Annotated in this window: 18 protein-coding genes; 14 read left to right on the top strand and 4 right to left on the bottom strand. The window is 38.1% G+C overall.

The window, feature by feature from the left end; translation table 11 throughout:
- The first annotated feature begins 10 nt into the window (after window positions 1-10).
- From WBW42_RS06320 to WBW42_RS06270, 11 genes are all read left to right on the top strand, one after another.
- Window positions 11-1,084 (top strand): NAD(P)H-dependent glycerol-3-phosphate dehydrogenase, encoded by a 1,074-nt coding sequence (locus tag WBW42_RS06320; RefSeq protein ID WP_002115297.1) that lies wholly within the window; start codon window positions 11-13, stop codon window positions 1,082-1,084.
- Window positions 1,085-1,140: 56 nt separating this feature from the next.
- Window positions 1,141-1,596, top strand: coding sequence for a SixA phosphatase family protein (locus tag WBW42_RS06315; protein ID WP_005068324.1), 456 nt, complete (start codon window positions 1,141-1,143; stop codon window positions 1,594-1,596).
- A gap of 23 nt (window positions 1,597-1,619) precedes the next feature.
- A complete protein-coding gene (gene gspL / locus WBW42_RS06310) occupies window positions 1,620-2,759 on the top strand; it encodes a type II secretion system protein GspL (RefSeq protein ID WP_032070459.1) in 1,140 nt (379 codons plus the stop codon).
- Complete coding sequence (locus WBW42_RS06305; RefSeq protein ID WP_032053427.1) at window positions 2,759-3,238, top strand: type II secretion system protein M; 480 nt, start codon at window positions 2,759-2,761, stop codon at window positions 3,236-3,238. Before gspL ends, WBW42_RS06305 begins: the two co-directional genes overlap by 1 nt.
- 89 nt (window positions 3,239-3,327) lie before the next feature.
- Window positions 3,328-4,332 carry a quinone-dependent dihydroorotate dehydrogenase gene (locus WBW42_RS06300; RefSeq protein ID WP_032055514.1) on the top strand — a complete coding sequence of 335 codons (1,005 nt, stop codon included), beginning with the start codon at window positions 3,328-3,330 and terminating at the stop codon, window positions 4,330-4,332.
- Window positions 4,333-4,338: 6 nt separating this feature from the next.
- The gene (locus WBW42_RS06295) at window positions 4,339-4,926 is read left to right on the top strand and encodes a CvpA family protein (protein ID WP_002115251.1); all 588 of its coding nucleotides are present in this window, start codon (window positions 4,339-4,341) and stop codon (window positions 4,924-4,926) included.
- Window positions 4,927-4,951: 25 nt separating this feature from the next.
- Window positions 4,952-6,493, top strand: coding sequence for an amidophosphoribosyltransferase (purF, locus tag WBW42_RS06290; RefSeq protein ID WP_005068333.1), 1,542 nt, complete (start codon window positions 4,952-4,954; stop codon window positions 6,491-6,493).
- Window positions 6,494-6,571: 78 nt separating this feature from the next.
- Window positions 6,572-8,461: a M48 family metalloprotease gene (locus WBW42_RS06285; protein ID WP_032055518.1), complete on the top strand. Its 1,890-nt coding sequence runs from the start codon at window positions 6,572-6,574 to the stop codon at window positions 8,459-8,461.
- Between the two features lie 100 nt (window positions 8,462-8,561).
- On the top strand, window positions 8,562-9,209 hold the full coding sequence (locus WBW42_RS06280; RefSeq protein ID WP_032055520.1) for a hypothetical protein: 648 nt from the start codon (window positions 8,562-8,564) through the stop codon (window positions 9,207-9,209).
- 11 nt (window positions 9,210-9,220) lie between these two features.
- The gene (locus tag WBW42_RS06275) at window positions 9,221-10,186 is read left to right on the top strand and encodes a 2-hydroxyacid dehydrogenase (protein ID WP_002115253.1); all 966 of its coding nucleotides are present in this window, start codon (window positions 9,221-9,223) and stop codon (window positions 10,184-10,186) included.
- Window positions 10,187-10,329: 143 nt separating this feature from the next.
- The gene (locus tag WBW42_RS06270; RefSeq protein ID WP_080632642.1) at window positions 10,330-11,757 is read left to right on the top strand and encodes a M48 family metalloprotease; all 1,428 of its coding nucleotides are present in this window, start codon (window positions 10,330-10,332) and stop codon (window positions 11,755-11,757) included.
- Between the two features lie 89 nt (window positions 11,758-11,846).
- Here the strand turns inward: WBW42_RS06270 and WBW42_RS06265 are convergent, their stop codons facing one another.
- Entirely contained in the window at window positions 11,847-12,293 is a 447-nt protein-coding gene (locus WBW42_RS06265) for a GatB/YqeY domain-containing protein (protein WP_002115302.1), read from the bottom strand.
- Window positions 12,294-12,318: 25 nt separating this feature from the next.
- Entirely contained in the window at window positions 12,319-12,534 is a 216-nt protein-coding gene (rpsU, locus tag WBW42_RS06260) for a 30S ribosomal protein S21 (protein WP_001136722.1), read from the bottom strand.
- A gap of 145 nt (window positions 12,535-12,679) precedes the next feature.
- Here rpsU and tsaD point away from each other — a divergent pair, with 145 nt between their 5' ends.
- Complete coding sequence (tsaD, locus tag WBW42_RS06255) at window positions 12,680-13,690, top strand: tRNA (adenosine(37)-N6)-threonylcarbamoyltransferase complex transferase subunit TsaD (RefSeq protein WP_032055527.1); 1,011 nt, start codon at window positions 12,680-12,682, stop codon at window positions 13,688-13,690.
- 2 nt (window positions 13,691-13,692) lie between these two features.
- On the opposite strand, the gene WBW42_RS06250 is transcribed toward tsaD, so the two are convergent.
- A complete protein-coding gene (locus WBW42_RS06250; protein ID WP_032055528.1) occupies window positions 13,693-14,796 on the bottom strand; it encodes a DUF6670 family protein in 1,104 nt (367 codons plus the stop codon).
- 103 nt (window positions 14,797-14,899) lie between these two features.
- Window positions 14,900-15,781: an ATP-binding protein gene (locus WBW42_RS06245; protein ID WP_032052273.1), complete on the bottom strand. Its 882-nt coding sequence runs from the start codon at window positions 15,779-15,781 to the stop codon at window positions 14,900-14,902.
- Between the two features lie 177 nt (window positions 15,782-15,958).
- On the opposite strand from WBW42_RS06245, the gene WBW42_RS06240 reads away from it, so the two are divergent.
- Both WBW42_RS06240 and WBW42_RS06235 read left to right on the top strand, forming a co-directional pair.
- The gene (locus WBW42_RS06240; protein WP_032055530.1) at window positions 15,959-17,467 is read left to right on the top strand and encodes a DUF3336 domain-containing protein; all 1,509 of its coding nucleotides are present in this window, start codon (window positions 15,959-15,961) and stop codon (window positions 17,465-17,467) included.
- Window positions 17,454-18,269: a protein kinase domain-containing protein gene (locus WBW42_RS06235; RefSeq protein ID WP_032055531.1), complete on the top strand. Its 816-nt coding sequence runs from the start codon at window positions 17,454-17,456 to the stop codon at window positions 18,267-18,269. Before WBW42_RS06240 ends, WBW42_RS06235 begins: the two co-directional genes overlap by 14 nt.
- The last annotated feature ends 67 nt before the right edge of the window (window positions 18,270-18,336 follow it).

The raw sequence follows: 18,336 nt of genomic DNA, 5'->3' as shown, positions 1-18,336 counted from the left end.
ATAATAAAAGATGGCTGAATTTAAGTTTACAGATTTGGTGGAACCTGTTGCGGTTGATAAAAAAACTGCTTTACGTATTACCGTTCTAGGGGGAGGAAGCTTTGGAACGGCTATGGCAAATTTAGCTGCACGTAACGGTTGCGATACCATGATCTGGATTCGTGACGCCGAAACAGCTGAGGAAATTAATAAAACACACATTAATAAACGTTATTTGCCAGATTTTATTTTAGAGTCATCATTACGCGCTGTATCTGATCTTGAGCAAGCTGTATGTGACCGAGATATTATTTTAGTCGCAATTCCAAGTCACTCATTCCGTGATGTTTTAAAACAAATCGCTCCTTATATTACTGCACAAGCGGTTGTGTCTTTAACTAAAGGCGTTGAAGCTAAAACTTTCAGCTTCATGAGCGATATTATTCGTGAAGAATTACCTGAAGTTCCCTATGGTGTGCTATCAGGTCCAAACCTTGCAAAAGAAATTATGGCAGGTATGCCATCTGGTACTGTTATTGCCAGTGATTCTGAGTTAGTTCGTTATGCTGTGCAACATGCTCTGCATAGTGCTTTATTCCGTGTTTTTGGTAGTGATGATGTACATGGAGTGGAGTTAGGTGGTGCGCTTAAAAATATTTATGCGGTTGCAATGGGAATTGGTGCCGCTTACAAAATTGGTGAAAACACCAAGAGTATGATTTTAACGCGTGCTTTGGCTGAGATGAGCCGTTTTGCAGTAAAACAAGGTGCAAATCCGCTTACATTCTTGGGGTTGTCAGGTGTTGGTGATTTATTCGCGACTTGTAATAGTCCTTTAAGCCGTAATTATCAGATTGGTTATGCTTTAGGTTCGGGTAAAACGCTGGATCAGGCAAGTAAAGAGTTGGGGCAGACAGCAGAAGGCATCAATACAATTGTTCAGGTGCGTGGTAAAGCAGAAGAATTAGATGTTTATATGCCTATTACTAATGCTTTATATGAAGTTATTTTTGAAGGGGCGCCTCCTTTAAATATTGCATTATCTCTTATGAAAAACGGACACCGTAGTGATGTTGAATTTGTTTTACCTCATCACGAAGTCTGAAGAAGAAATGTCATAAATTGTGGTTATAATGCAGGAATTATTAACAAGGAAAATTTATGCAACTGACATTGGTTCGCCATGGGGAAGCCGCTCCACCTGTAAATGGTAACGACACTAAACGCCCTCTTACTGCTCGTGGACATGCTCAAGCAGAACAGACAGCAACATTTTTAAAAGATATTGTTAAGCCTGATATTTTTGTAGTTAGTCCTTTGTTACGTGCTCAAGAGACATTGGCACATATTCAAGCGTACTTTAAAGATGTGCCTGTGTTGTTATGCGATAAAATTAAACCGGATGATAACGCCAAAGAGGCAGTTGAGTGGTTGTCTCAGATTCCTTATGAGTCAATTGTGGTCGTGTGTCATATGAATGTAGTAGGGCATATTGCTGAACTGCTGACCCATGAAAACTTTAATCCATTTGCGTTGGCTGAAGCTCGAATTTATGATCAGGCTGTGATTGCAACTGGTTTATCAACACAAAAAAATAGTTTTATACCCACAATATAAATAAAAAGGTTATTTAGCCCATTATGCTGTATTTATGGATGCCTGAAACCAATGGAATATGGCATTGGTCTAACGGAGAAAACTGGTTGCAGGCTGAAAGCCTTGATCAATTAATACAAGACCTACAATTGCACCAAGGAAAAGAGGCTGTTGTCTTTTTTCCTAGTCGTCATGCTCAGGTATTCCAGCAACAAATAGCAAAGTCTCATTACAAGCAACTCGGAGCAGATGGTGTTAAATATTTGCTTGAAGAGTTTGTAACTTTGCCTATTGATTACATGAAAGTAGTTCATCATTTTCATGCTGATCAATTAACAATATTGGGCGTTGCAAAAACTACTGTGGAAACATGGCAACATGCGATGAATTTGTTGCCAATCAAGTTGGTTGCTTTATTGCCAGACTTTTTGATTTTGCCGGAACCGCAAGAGCACCAAGTTATCCTGTGTAATATTGACCAAAAATTATTGGCGCGTGAAAGTAAATGGGTCGGTAATTCACTAGATGATTTGGGATTGTTTTTGGAATTCCAGCCAGTTGAAACAAACTATCAATATAGTGGGTTAACGGTAGAACAGTTAGAAAGCTTAGAAGCAGCTTCTAGTGTTGAGCAACGTTCAGAATTTTTTTATCAATTTCAGAGTTTAGATAAACCTAAACAGCATCCTTTTAATGTTTTACCGAAAGCCAAAGGACAAGAGCAAACTGTCTCAGGTTACTGGAAAGCATGTGCTGTTATTGTTTTAGCAATAATTGTGGTTCAGTTTAGCTATGATTTGTTGCGTTGGGTAAAATTAAGAAATGTAGCGAATCAAACAGCTGAGCAGACGATTGAACAATATAAATATTGGTTTGGTCCTTCTAGTCGTGTAAACGAACAAAATATAAAAAGCCAATTTGAAAGTCATTTAAGAATGAGTAAACAAGGCGATACACAAGCACTTTCTTTATTGAGCCGTGTTGGACCTATTTTAATGCAAAGACAAATTTTAGCTCAGCAGTTAAATTATGATGCTTCTACACTAACTATGGCCTTAAAAGCAAAATCGGGAGATGATTTGCAAGCTTTAACACAGCAGCTTAATCAGCAAGGCTTCAAGGCAGAGTTAGGTAATGTTCAAGCCGATGGTGGTGGGGCAATTGGGGTGGTGAAAATACAATAATGAAAATGTTAGCTCAATTGCAAAACCGCTTTGATCAGTGGATTGAACAAATCAATCAATATTTAGATCGTTTAACTGTCCGTGAACGTATCATGGTGATCTTTACTACAATTTTTGTTGTAGTGGCTATTATTGGAGCTTCACTTTGGAAAATGCATTCCTTAGCTGAACAGCAGCAACAGCGCCTAAATGATTTAAAAGATTTAATGGTGTGGATGCAAAGTAATGCAGTCACTATGAAACCTGCGAGTGAGCTTGAGCTGGGGCAGGCAGAAAAAATACAACGTGTAGCTCAACAACAAGGGTTAACTGTCACTTCTCAACAAAATGGTGAGCAGTTACAAATTATTGTTACTCATCAGAATTACGCAATTTTAGCGAACTTTTTAACCCAACTGGCGCAAATGGGCTTAAGTATTGAAAAAATGGAAATGGTTTCAAGTGAAGGTCAGATTAAATTAACAGCGACGGTTCAATAACATATTAAAATATGCTGGTCTTAAGCATGGTGTTTTGTGCTCCCTGTGCCTATAATATGCCTACCTAAAATCAGTAGATTGTGATTGGTATGTTATATTCACTTGCTCGCCCGATGTTGTTTAGTTTAGCACCAGAGCGTGCCCATGAATTAACATTATCTATGCTTGATAAAGCACATAAGTTCGGCCTACTCCGTCAGAGCGTAGAGGCGAAACCGACGACTTGTATGGGAATTGAATTTCCAAACCCAGTAGGTTTAGCAGCCGGTCTTGATAAAAATGGTGCACACATTGATGCTTTAGCTGGGTTAGGGTTCGGTTTTATTGAAATTGGAACCATTACACCTCGTCCTCAATCGGGTAATCCGCAGCCGCGCTTATTCCGTATTCCAGAAGCTCAAGCCATTATTAACCGTATGGGGTTTAATAATGATGGTGTTGATAAGCTGATTGAAAATGTCAAAGCTTCAAAGTTTAAAGGAATTTTAGGCATTAATATTGGTAAGAATGCTGATACGCCTGTAGAAAAAGCTGTTGATGACTACCTGATTTGCCTTGAGAAAGTGTATAACTACGCTTCTTATATTACCGTTAATATTTCATCTCCAAATACTAAGAACTTAAGAAGTTTACAAAGTGGCGATGCATTAACTGAACTATTGCAAACCTTAAAAGAAAGACAACTTGAGCTAGCTGAACAAAATAATCACTATGTTCCTTTGGTTCTGAAAGTTGCACCTGATTTAACAGCTGAAGATGTTGAATTTATTGCAGCGCAGTTAGTGCAGTTTAAAATTGATGGCTTGATCGTTACTAATACGACCTTATCAAGAGAAGGTGTAGAAAATCTTCCTTATGGTAATGAGTCGGGCGGTTTATCAGGCGCACCTGTTTTTGAAAAAAGTACAGAATGCTTACGTTTGTTTGCCCAAACATTAAAAGGACAAATCCCGTTAATTGGCGTGGGTGGAATTTTGTCGGGTGACCAAGCAGCAGTCAAACAGCAAGCTGGAGCAACATTAGTACAGATCTATAGTGGGCTAATTTATACAGGTCCTATTTTAGTGAAACAATGTGTTGCAGCTATGTCTTAAGTGAATATGAACACAATTGATATCATTATTCTGATACTTTTGCTCATTGGGGGGCTAAACGGTTTGCGACAAGGATTTATTAAAGCCTTTGCGAACTTGGTAGGATGGGTCATTGCATTAATTATGGGTGCAAAATATGCTGTCCTTCTTGCTCCGTCTATGTCGGGTTTAAGTCATGATCCAGTTGTCCAGAAAATTGCAGCTTTTGCATTTATAGCGCTTTTAATCATTGTTTTAACATGGATCGTCTCTGCATTTTTAAATGGCCTCTTGAAAAGTCTGAAATTGGGGCCATTAAATCGTTTAGCAGGTGGTGCTTTTGGTTCTTTAAAGGGCTTGTTGGTTGTACTAATTACAATGCAGGGTGTAGGACCTTGGGTTGAAAGTTCACCGCACTGGAAACAGTCCAAATTTATACAGTTTTTATTGCCTTATGCGCCTTTGGCTACCGAGTTGTCTAAAGATGCTGCAAGTGAGGCATTTCATCAAATAACATCTGGAGGTAGTGCATCAGGCACTCCTTCAAAACCAATGGACGAATCGGAAGACTTAGAAAACCGATCCGACCATTCGACAAAGAATCCTTTTTATTAATTCCTAGCTTGTCTGCGAGGTTGCTATGTGTGGAGTTGTTGGTATAGCCGGTAAATCGCCAGTGAACCAAATGTTGTTTGATGCTTTAACGATGTTGCAACATCGTGGGCAAGATGCAGCTGGAATAGTAACCTGCCATGAAGGCCGTCTTTTCCTTCGTAAGGATAACGGTATGGTACGTGATGTCTTTCATACTCGTCATATGAGAGCATTACTTGGTAATTATGGTATTGGCCATGTACGTTACCCAACTGCTGGTTCTGCGAGCAGTGCTGAAGCACAACCATTTTATGTAAACTCACCTTACGGTATTACGCTTGCACATAATGGTAACTTGACCAATGCAGAAGAAATTCATGATGACCTGTTTAAAACAGATTTACGTCATATGAATACAGATTCTGACTCAGAAGTTCTTTTAAACGTGTTTGCGCATGAATTACAGAAAAAAGGCACTTTAAATCCTACTCCTGACGATATTTTTCACACGGTTTCTCGTGTGCATGAGCGTTGCCAAGGTGCGTATGGTGTAGTGGCGATGATTACTGGTCATGGTTTAGTAGGTTTCCGTGATCCGAATGGTATTCGCCCACTTATTTACGGTTCGCGTGTAACTGAACAAGGTGAGATGGAATACATCATTGCTTCTGAATCGGTTGCTATTACTGCTCTTGGTTTCAAAATTGAGCGTGATATTGAACCAGGTGAAGCAATTTTCATCAATGCAAATGGCGAGTTGTTCTCTAAACAATGTGCTGCTAATCCTAAATACCGTCCATGTATTTTTGAATACGTTTATTTTGCTCGTCCTGATGCGATTATTGATGGAATCTCGGTTTATAAAGCACGTTTAAAAATGGGTGAAAAGCTTGCTCATAAAATTTTACGTGACTGGGGCGAAGACCATGATATTGATGTGGTGATTCCAATTCCAGATACGAGCCGTACTTCAGCTTTAGAACTTGCAAATATTCTAGGTGTGAAGTTCCGTGAAGGTTTTATGAAAAACCGTTATATCGGCCGTACCTTTATTATGCCGGGTCAACAGCAACGTAAAAAATCTGTACGTCAGAAATTAAACCCTGTTGAGTTAGAATTCAAAGGTAAGAACGTTCTATTGGTGGATGACTCTATTGTACGTGGTACAACGTGTAATGAGATTATTCAGATGGCACGTGATTCTGGTGCAAAAAAAGTATACTTTGCGTCAGCAGCACCGAAAGTAATGTATCCAAACGTTTACGGTATTGATATGCCTGCTAAAGCTGAGCTTATTGCTTCAGAACGCAGCGTGGAAGAGATCCAAGAAATTATTGGTGCTGATCGTTTGATTTTCCAAGAATTGGAAGACTTGAAAAATGCTGTACGTACCAGCAAAGTGCCTGACTTAACTGAGTTCGATTGCTCAGTATTTGATGGAATCTACGTAACAGGTGATATTGATGGTAACTATCTAAATAATTTGGAGCAGAAGCGTAATGACTCTGCTAAGAAGAAAAAAGATGGTTATATTGACGTTAATGTCGATGCTGCTTCTGTAGATTTAACAGGCATCAAAGAAGAATAGAAATAGCCGAAAAAAGCGGGTATTTCCCGCTTTTTTCTTTTATGATGAAACCTAACAATGTAATTGGGAATATTTACATTGAAAGAAGTAAGCCACTATCTCATCGAAAATAAAAATATGGCATGGTCCATCACTATGTGTTTGGTTGCTGTGCTGCTTACTATTTTTATCTTAAATTTAATTTTAGGTTTACTCGTTCATTTTTTTGATTATAGCCAGCCAATTTGGTGGCACACCTTAAGTCCTTACTTCGTTGCGCTATTACTTTTTATTATGGTTTGGTCGGTAGTTACCGAACTTTATATTCTGCGTAAAGGTGGGCACTCTTTAGCAAAACAACTTAAAGCACGTCGTTTGGTGAAAGAGGAGAGTACTCCCGAAGAACTCGCGGCATTAAAAATTACAGAACACTTAGCCCAAAATTTTTCACTAAAAGTTCCAACAGTATATGTATTACCTGATGAAGTTGGTGTAAATGCACTTACGGCAGGTTTTCATCCCAAAGATATTGTAATTATTCTGACATGGGGTGCTTTACAGAATCTGGATAAGCTTGAGTTATATGGTTTATTGGGCCATGAGTTTAATCAGATTTTATCGGGTGAAGCTGTTGAGAATACTAAATTAAAGATTTTATATAGTGGTTTAACAACTTTTAGTCAGTGGGGCAGTAAATTAGCCAAGCAAGGTTTTAAGCGCTATAGCCCGGGCTATAAACATAAATTTGAAACAGTTTTTGTTGCGGTAGGTGGAGTCATTTGGTTGGCTGGAAGCCTCGGTGTACTGATTACTCGTTTTATCAAATATTTGACTTTGAGTGGACGTACCTTTCGTAATGACCAAAAAACAGTGCGACTATTAAAAAATAATGCGAATACCCAAACCTTGTTGCGTATTTATGTTCACCATTCTGGTTCGCAAATTCATAGTGCTTATTCCGAATCAATCGCACATATGTGTTTTGCTAACTCACTGAGTCCACAAAGTTGGATGAATATTCATCCGAGTATTCGTGAACGTATTTATGAGTTAAATCCTACTTTGCTACAAGATTTACAATTAGAAAATTTAAAGAAACTTCGCAACCGTCCGTTGTTTAGCTTATTTCATTTCTTAGAAGAATCTGAGAAAGAAATTTATATTCCGTGGTCATCTCCACAGCCTTTACCTTTATTAAGGTTGTCACCAATTAGTTTTGCATTAAATGATGCCATTAAGCCCCTGAGTAGTGATGTACGTCGAAATAAAAAGCGTCCTGAATTAATTCAGCGAGCATTACAAACTGCTACAGGTTCACGTGAAGTGATGGTCGCTATTTTGATGATTCGCCAATATCGGGAATTCATTCCAAAAGATGCACCTGTGAGTCATGCCATTATCGATGCATTATTGAATCTGGATGGGCGTATCCATATTCAAATATTTCATGATGCTTGTAAAAATATTGGGCATATACCCGCAAGTATTGCTCGGCAATTTCTTACTAAGCTAGCGCTTATTATCCAAGAAGATGGTGAGATTGGGTTGTTAGATGCACTTTTACTGGAGCGGGTTAAACATGAGTTGAACTTGATGCCATTACATTTACCGACTGCATTTGAAGAAGTGAAACCTCAAATTGTTCGTTTGATTGATGCTTTGCTTCATGTTCAGCAAATTAATAGCCCAAATCAATTAGAAGTACGTGAGCGTATTTTACGTTCGCTGCTCAATCCCGATGAAATGTATACCTATGATGAAATTTCAGATGAGCCATTAGATCTAGCTGAAATTTTAAATGATATTGCTGGTTTATTATTACGTGACCGTCTAAGTATTCTAGCTATTTCAGAAATGTGTTTGTGGAGCGACCGTATTATCACGCAAGATGAACTCGATGTGCTTGAATTGCTTTATTGGCGTTTTGGCTTTGAGACAGAAGAAATTGTGGATCAAATGCAAAAGAGAAATAGTGTGATGATTATTTAAAAGACATCTACGATTATAAAAACATCTGAATGAAATAAAACACTGAAAAAAAAACTCAAGCCCGTTAGAATGTAGATAGAGTAGAGGTATTGATTTACAGATGATTGGGCAGCAAAGAAATATATTGGCAACTTTGGGGATTGATGTATGGATTCCTAAGACACAGGTGTGCCAAAAAAATAATGCTCAAAGTCTCTGGCGAGATCAAGCTGCACCAGAAGGTGAACCAATTATATTGCCTTCTAAGAACAATCCAGTTGTTGAGCAACCGACAAAACCACAAGTCAACGAAGTTCCAAAAGTTGAACCTGAAATTGCGGTACCACTTCCAGTAGAAGTTCCGCCTGTTGTAGTACCTCGTAATGAAGTACAAGCTCCAGTGGTTACGATTGCTTCATTTGATTTGCAAGCTTTTGCGCTTGAAAAATGCGTTATTTTTTTAGATGTTACTAATTTAAGTGAAGAAGAAAAGCAGCTTTGGAATAACATCCAAAAAGCAAAAATAGGGCAATATGCTGAACTAAAATGGCCGTTTCCTTTAGCTAACTATCAAGACCAACGTGGTGCAGGTTCATATATTCAAGGATTTTTAGATGCTGTCGCAGCAGGCAAGAAGATCTTGTGCCTTGGTGAATGTTCTTATATTCAGCATGCCAATATTATTCATTTGGCGAGTTTAAAAGAGATGTTGGAGAAACCACTCCTTAAAAAAAGGTTATGGCAATTAATGCAAGATAACAACGAGTAGTAGGGATTTACATGAAAAAAGTTGTAGTTTTTAGCCAAATTGATGAAGAAATTTTGTCTCGATTACAACAGGATTATCATGTTGTGGTTCTCAATCCAAAACTGGGTGATATTAATGAGCAAATTCGCCAACAAGTTGTAGATGCTGATGGGATGATCGGTGCTGGTCGACTTCTTAATGAAAGTAATCTTGCGCCTGCTCAAAAACTCAAAATTATTTCATCTGTAACAGTTGGCTATGACAATTATGATGTGGCTTATCTAAACCAAAGAAAAATCTGGTTATCAAATACACCTCATGTTTTAACTGAAACAACGGCTGATCTTGCTTTTACGTTATTGCTTAGTGCTGCTAGAAAAGTTCCTTTTCTTGATCATTGGACTAAACAAGGTGAATGGAAAAGAACTGTTGGGCCTCAGCAATTTGGTTTAGATGTTTTTGGAAAGACGCTAGGAATTATTGGGCTTGGTAATATTGGTGCCGCAATTGCACGCCGTGGTTTTTATGGATTTAACATGAATATTGTTTACCATAACCGACGTGAAAAGCCTGAATTGGCAGAGCCTTTAAAAGCACAATATCTTGGTTTAGATGAGTTATTGCAACAGTCTGATTTTGTAGTAACCGCAGTTGATTTAAATAATGAATCGAAAGCTTTGATGGGGAAAACTCAATTTGAGCTTATGCAAAAGCACGCTATTTTTATAAATATTGCGCGTGGTTCAGTAGTTGATGAGCAAGCTCTGATTGAAGCCTTACAAAGCGGGGAAATCTTTGGAGCTGGTTTGGATGTATATGAAAAAGAACCTTTACAAGATTCGGAGCTTTTTAAGCTGTCAAATGTTGTTACTTTGCCTCACGTAGGATCTGCGACTGCAGAGACCCGTAAAAAAATGGCAAATCTTGCTTATAAAAATCTAGTTGAAGCTTTAGAGGATAAAACTCCTAGATATTTGGTAAACCCAAACTTTGCATAAATGATTAATAACACTTCATTGCAAAACTAAGCGATCTCGAGTGATATATTAAAAGTCTATTGATTGAACATAATTTTTTATGTTTTATATCAGTAGACTTTTTTTGATGGTTTAATTTTACTAGAGAAAAACATTTGAGATTTTTGCCAATTATTTTAAGTACGGCTTTTATAACAAATGCTTCGTACGCGCAGCCTTTCGACCCTCAGCCTTCTGCAAATCAAGTAGAAATTCCAAATATTGGAAGTGGGATTGGTTTGCTTGATCAACAAAAAGAAAAATTTATTGGCGAAAAAGTTTTTCGTGAAGTTCACAAACAAATGCCCGTTATTCAAGACGTCTGGCTAGAAGATCAATTTTTTCAGGTATTTTCGAGTATTTTAAGTGAAACTCAGCTTGGGCAGCCGATTGGTCTAGTCGTGATTAAAGATCCACAAATTAATGCTTTTGCTGTTCCAGGTGGCTTATTTGCGCTCAATACAGGGCTTATTGCCTCAGCACGAAATATTGATGAAATTGCTGGGGTTATGGCTCACGAAATTGCGCATGTATCGCAAAGACATTTTAGTCGCTCTGAAGAAGCTTTTAAAGGTCAAACATTGCTAAGTCTAGCAGGACTTTTAGCGGGGGTGGCTATAGCTGCGCAGGGTGGTGGCGATGCGGGTGCAGCAGTGATGCTTGGAACCCAAGCTGCACTCATGGATAAGCAATTAACATATAGTCGAAATCAAGAGCGTGAAGCAGACCGTATTGGTATGCAATATATGTATGCGGCGGGTTATAACCCTCAAAGTATGGCTGATTACTTTGAAACAATGCATAGAGCTACAAGTCGAGTAAGTTTTTTACCGGATTTCTGGTTGACTCATCCATTGACGACTGAGCGTATGAGTGAAGCGCGGCTGCGTGCAAACCAGATGCCTCGAGTTAAAAACCGTATATATGATGCAGATTTTGAGATTTTAAAATGGTACACCATGGTGATTGCCAATCAGGCAACTGAAAACCAACTACAAAGTTTGGCGTCCCAAAAAAATATTGCTGGTCTGATTGCTTTAGCAGCATTTTACACAAGACAAGGTGATTATGTGCAAGCGCAGTCTACTTTAGATCAAGCGAAATCTAGTGGAAAGCCTCTTGTCACATTATTGCAGACAGATATTTATCTTGGCCAAAACAAGCTAGATCAAGCTTATACAACAATTGCTTCTACACAAATGACGATGCCTGAAAATAAAGCTTTTAGTTATAAGTTGGCTGAGGTGCTGCTACGCCAAGGTAAGTTTGCGCAAGTTCAAACTTTGGTTCAAAGATTTATTAATAAGAATCCAAGAGATATACAAGGTTGGCAATTTTTACAGCAAGCTGCGAATTTGGATAAGAATGGACCTTTAAGAGCGGTTAATGTTCTACGCTATCGGGCTGAAGCAGAATATTGGTCAGGTAGTGAAGAAAATGCAATTAAATCAATGTTGCATGCTCAGCGATTAGCAAAAGACAATCAAGCAATGTCGGCAAGAATAGACAGTCGTTTGAAACAAATGCAAGATGAGCGAAGAATGAAGATTTAAGAGTTATATCTTACTTAATTTGCAGATGTGAAAATATATACAAACTAAAGAAGCTTGATTGGAAGAAATATAAAATTTTAAAAGGGGAATTAAGCTAACTTAGCTTTAATTTTTGCTGAAACTTGAGCAGGATCGGCACGCCCGGCTATGATCGGACGTAGAGAATTCATCACCTTACCCATATCTTTCATGCTAGTTGCTTCTTGAGCAGCAATCGTTTGCTCAATGATAGAATCAAGCTCTTCCTCAGTCATAGCTTCTGGTAGAAACTGAGAGATAATCTCAGCTTCGGCTTGTTCTTTACTAGCTAAATCATTACGACCAGCACCTTCAAAGGCTTTGATCGATTCTTTACGTTGTTTAATTTGCTTTTCAATGACCGCAAGAACCTGAGCGTCGTCAAGCTCTTTGCGCTCATCGACTTCGATTTGCTTAATTGCCGCTTGTAGACTACGCAAAACCGTCACTGTTGCCATATCTTTGGCACGCATAGAAGTTTTTAATGCATCAGTAATTTGGTTTTTTAAAGTAGTCATAATTCAGCAGTCAATCACAAATTAATTAGTAAAGGCGAGTAGTACGTACAGATTCGCGAGCCAATTTCTTTTGGTAGCGTTTAACTGCTGCAGCTTTTTTGCGCTTACGTTCTTGAGTTGGTTTTTCGTAGAATTCGCGTTTACGAACGTCAGCTAAAACACCAGCTTTTTCGCATGAACGTTTGAAACGACGGATAGCTACGTCAACTGGTTCGCCTTCTTTCAACTTAACTTGTGGCATGTAAAATCCTCTAGATTATGGATAAGATCAGGCACACCATTGCGCCGGATCACAAGTGAAGGTCAGTATTTTACTCATTTACAACTCATATCACAAGTCTATAATAGCGATTGCAATATTTTGACTCATATAAAAGGCAGTTTTGATGATTGTTTTAGGCTTGGAAACTTCTTGTGATGAAACAGGGTTGGCACTTTATGATAGCGAACTCGGCTTACGGGGACAGGTTCTTTATAGCCAGATTAAACTTCATGCCGAATATGGTGGCGTAGTACCTGAACTTGCTTCTCGTGACCATGTTCGTAAATTAATTCCTTTAATGAATCAATTGCTTGAACAAAGTGGTGTAAAAAAACAAGAGATTGATGCGGTTGCTTATACGCGTGGTCCTGGCTTAATGGGAGCATTAATGACAGGCGCCTTATTTGGACGAACTTTAGCTTTTTCTTTAAATAAGCCTGCTATAGGTGTTCATCATATGGAAGGTCACATGTTGGCCCCATTACTTTCAAGTCAACCACCTGAATTTCCGTTTGTAGCATTGTTGGTTTCAGGTGGGCATACACAATTGATGGCAGCCCATGCTATTGGTCAATATGAACTATTGGGCGAGTCTATTGATGATGCTGCGGGCGAAGCTTTTGATAAAGTTGCAAAAATGATGAGCTTGCCATATCCAGGTGGGCCAAATATCGCAAAACTTGCATTGTCTGGAAATCCATTAGCTTTTGAGTTTCCAAGACCTATGCTTCATCAAGGCTTAGATTTTTCTTTTAGTGGTTTAAAAACAGCTGTTTCTGTTCAATTGAAAAAATTGAATGGTGAAAATCGTGACGCTGATATTGCTGCTTCATTCCAAGAAGCAATTGTAGATACCTTAGTAAAAAAATCAGTAAAAGCTTTAAAGCAAACTGGACTTAAACGTTTAGTGATTGCAGGTGGAGTTAGCGCAAATTTAAGACTACGCGAGCAATTAGAAACTTCTTTGGCGAAAATTAAAGCGCAAGTTTATTATGCCGAGCCTGCTTTATGTACGGATAATGGGGCAATGATTGCTTTTGCTGGTTATCAGCGTTTAAAAGCAGGTCAGCATGATGGTTTAGCTGTAACAACCACGCCGCGCTGGCCGATGACTGAACTTACTATTCCTGAGTAAGATTATTCCTCTTCAAAGGCTTTTTGGTTTTCGATATCAATGTATTCGATATAACCACGGCCTTGAACTTCATTACCAAAATAATGACCTGTAAATATATAGCTACTCGCATAACCTCGCCCATGACCATAACGGAATGGGCAGTCAATTTCTGCCTGAATGTTTAAGATAATTTGCTTTGCATCATTTCGAGCGATCCAAGAAAAATATTTTGGAAGTCGCATTTTTTGCCCAGTAGGTGAAATGAAGTCATCAACTTGATGCGAAATAATATCAAAGCTTACATCTGTGTAGATTTCAGCTGGCTGGTCTAGATGTCGAATATGCAGGGTGTATGCAGCTGTTTGTCCTGCAATATCGGCTTTGGTAAGAAGAAGTTGGGTGGTTTCGTTTAAATTGATGATTTGATAAGTGAAAAAATCAAGTGGTAGTTTATATACATCAGGAATAAGTTTATTTGTGATGGAGTGAGGACCAACTGCTCGAGCATATTCGTAAGTGCAAAGTCCTTGGGTTTCAATGCGTTCTGCTTGATAGTTTAAAAAACCTTTAAACTTTGCCAATAAACTAAAGTGATCATAGATTGGTGTTTTTATAAACCATGAAACATGTGAAGTGATACCGATATCAAAGACGAAATCAAACCCATCATAATGTCCATTAATATGGATGTGTGGAAATTTTCCTTGAATTGAAATTTCCTGACCTAGTTCTATTAAGCTCCCATCTTTATTAATTTTTGTATCTTCGGGAATGACATAGGCCTTCAATAAAGCTTGTTCCAGAGCAGCTGTGCTTGAAAAGAATGTAGCTGTTTTTCTAGGATTTTCAGTGATGATATCATCATGGTCAAAAGCAAGTGCACCGGGCGTACCGATTAAAATCATAATATTTAAGTAACGATGCGGCTCTGGTAAAAGCGGGAAAAAGATACCGTAATGTGTCCAGCTATAATATTTTTCGTCAACTCGTGGACGGATGATATGAGCTTGAGTAAAAGGAAGAGTTGAATATTTTTTTGCTTGGTCTAAAACGCCTTGTGCAAGTAATAAACTTTTACCAAGCGCTTTACTTGTTGTAGAAATTTTTGGCAATTGTTTTTTCATATATAAACCTAAAGAAGGGCTATCTTTGTTTTAGGTTATGAAAAACAACTGCCAAAGCTAAGCGGTTTATAGGCCAAAGCTAAGGCTTTGCGGGACATTTTATTTAATTGTTAGACAAATCTTTTAATGCGTTTAAACCAATCCAATGCTTAGAAAACTGATAAGCAGCTCGACCAGAGCGCTGACCCCGCATCTGACACCAACGTAAACTTTCAGCACGAACTTCATCATTGAAAGGCATGTTTGCTTTATCAAGATAATGCTCAACGATTTCTAAATATAGGTTTTGATCCATTGGATAAAAAGATAACCATAGACCAAAACGATCCGACAAAGAGATCTTTTCTTCAATCGCTTCTTGTGGATGTAATTCAGTATATTGGGGGACATCCACCTTAGTTACAGGGGTATTTTCATGCATGAATTCTGGTAACAGGTGGCGACGGTTACTGGTTGCATAAATAATAAAATTACTTGAACCTGACTGTAATGAACCATCTAATACACTTTTTAGACTACGGTAATTTTCATCTTCGGCATTAAAAGCCAAGTCATCACAATAGACGATATATTTTTCAGGACGATTTTGAATGAGTTTTTGAATTTTAGGTAAGTCTGATAAATCATCACGTTCAATTTCAATTAAACGTAATCCCTGAGGGGCATACTCAGTGAGTAAAGCACGAACAATAGATGATTTTCCTGTACCACGTGAGCCGGTTAACAGTACATCATTTGCTGGTAGGCCATTTAAAAATTGCAAAGTATTTTGAATAATTTTTTCTTTTTGACGCTCAATGCCTTTTAAGTCATCAAGATAAATATTTTTTGGCGTATAGATGGCATTAAGTTGCTGATTTTCCCATCTAAAAGCAGGTGCAGTAAAATCTGTTTCTTGTCGAGGCTCAGGCAAGACTTGCTGTAACTGATTTAATACAAGTGATAATGTTTGAACTAAATTGTCCGGTAAATCAATGGTAGCCATGGTAAGTCAATCATGTTAAACAGTGTTTGATAGGATACTAACACCGAAATTAACAGGCTGACAAAAAACTTATTACCTATCCACTTTATCGGTTTTGCAATTGATTGAAATGTTCAGACCGAGCATAGTGTTGTGATGTCTATTCAGTAAAATCATCTGGGAAGATGAGGACGAAATATGTTTGAAAAAATACGAAGTGATATGAATCCACATCAGGCTTACCGTATCAAAAAATTACAACGTCAATTAGACATGGCTGAATCTTATGAGGAATGGAAGTCTTTTGCATTAAAACTAGATGAAGAAACAGGTGTGCAAGAGTGGAAGTTTGATAATAGTTCACCTTACTTCGATGCCGAACTGATTTCTTATCGATACACTTTGCTCAAAAGATATCGCCAGCAACATCGCACATTAGACCTCATCTATTTACTTAAAGAAGGTCTAACCTACGATATTGCAAATATTGGTCATCCAATGCTTTTTGCCGCAACACATGTCGGTACAAAAAAGTTAATTGAAGACTATATTGAAGAAGTTAGCCAAAGCTTGGCTTACATCGCTTCAAGTGAATGCATTACGTTTCAAAGAAAAGAAAAAATAGAGTTTTTTGAAAACTGTGAAAAGGCATATGGACAACCTGCACTTATGTTTTCGGGTGGGGCGACTTTAGGACTTTTTCATACGGGAGTATGTAAGGCTTTAATTGAACAAGACTTAATGCCTAAAGTGCTCTCTGGCTCAAGTGCAGGGGCAATTATGACAGGTATGCTTGGAACCTCTGCTAGTGAAGATATCCAAAACTTATTAAATGGTGAGCAATTTTTTAGTGATGCTTTTCATTTTAGAAAATTCCGTGAACTCATTAAAGGCAATGGTGGAATTGCCGATGTTCAATATTTGAAAAAATTCCTCATTGAGAATTTAGGTGATCTTACGTTTGAAGAGGCTTTCAAAAAATCTGGTTTAAACATTAATGTGGCGGTAGCGCCGTATGATGCAACAGAAAACCCAAGAATTATGAACGCCATTATGACACCGAATGTTTTGGTTTGGAGTGCTGTATTGGCTTCATGTGCCGTGCCAATTTTATTCCCACCGGTACGTTTAACCAGTAAACGTTATGACGGTGAACATACACCTTATATGGCAAATACAAAGTGGGTGGATGGAAGTGTAAGAAGCGATTTCCCGCAAGAAAGAATGGCGCGGCTTTATAACTTAAACTACACGATTGCGAGTCAGGTTAACCCACATATTGTCCCATTTATGCAAAATGATGCGGATCGCTTCCGTAAAGACGTTTTAAGTTGGCCTGAAAGAATTTTAAGACGCCAAGGTAAAGTACTATCAATGGGCATTATGGACTTTACGCGTCAACGACTTGGTTCTATATCTCCAGTTAGAAGATTGTTAGATCATGGATATGGCGTAATGGGACAGCGTTATTATGGTGATGTAAATATCATTGCTAAATATAGCCTAAGTCACTATACCTACACTTTGCAAAACCCGCGTCCGCATTTGTTTAAGCGTTTGCAAAGAGAAGGGGAACGTGCAACTTGGCCAAAAATTTCTTCAATTGAGACCCATGCTCGTATTGGTAAGACGATTCAGCATTGTTTAGAAGTTTTGCGCTTTGAAGAAAAGAAACAACAGCCTGAGTTTTACTATGCTGAAGCATGATTTTGCTTCGCATATAGAAAACTTGACATGTGTAACAAAGCCAACAAGTGCAGCGTTAGGGCGGTGTTTATGGACATGTACCATAGATGCCAAGAATTACTGGTTAAAATATCACTTGCCTGAAACCCATGCTCAAAGTGAGCAAGATTTCATGCATGAGCAATTATTTTATAAAGAAATTCACCTTAAAAAACCTGCATGGCTTTTACCTCATAGATTGATTGAGGGCAGTTTAATTCCTCAGCTAGGCCATTCTTTGGGTAAGGTTTTAATTTTACCTGATAGTGACGTGTGGTTTGGTTCATTGATTCATGAAAATGATTTAACTGATGTATATCGTAAGATTTGGTTGGCAATAAATAAGCTTGCAGAGCTTCATGAACTTGGCTGGATTCATGGTGACGTTAAGGCAGAACATTTTAGAAAGTTTCAGCAAAAGCCTTATTTAATTGATTTTGAGAAAACGAGACCGATTTCAAGTTGCGATACAGTCATGGATGCAACACCTCGTTATATGGCTCCTGAGCTATTTAGAGGAGGGCATAAGGGAATACAAAGCGATTTATATGCTTTTGGCATCGTTCTATATGAATGGTTAACACAAACTCGCTTAGAAGTTGGTAGTTATCGTGATTGGGCAGTCTTGCACTGTCAAAAATTAAACATTCAATTACCCACGCAGTTTTTGATTTTTTATCCCTTACTTGCAGGTTTATTACAAAAACAACAGCAAAATCGGTTTTCAAATGCTGATGAAGCAATAAATTGCTTAAAAGAGATTCAAATTGATAAAAATCATTGATCTAGTATCTGTATACAATTTACACGGTTAGTTTTTTTTAGAAAAAAAACACTTGTCACTGTCAGAT

The sequence above is a fragment of the Acinetobacter sp. LT1 genome, assembly GCF_059800965.1.
The sequence above is the reverse complement of the archived record's forward strand: the minus strand, read 5'-3'. Positions and strand labels throughout refer to the sequence as shown.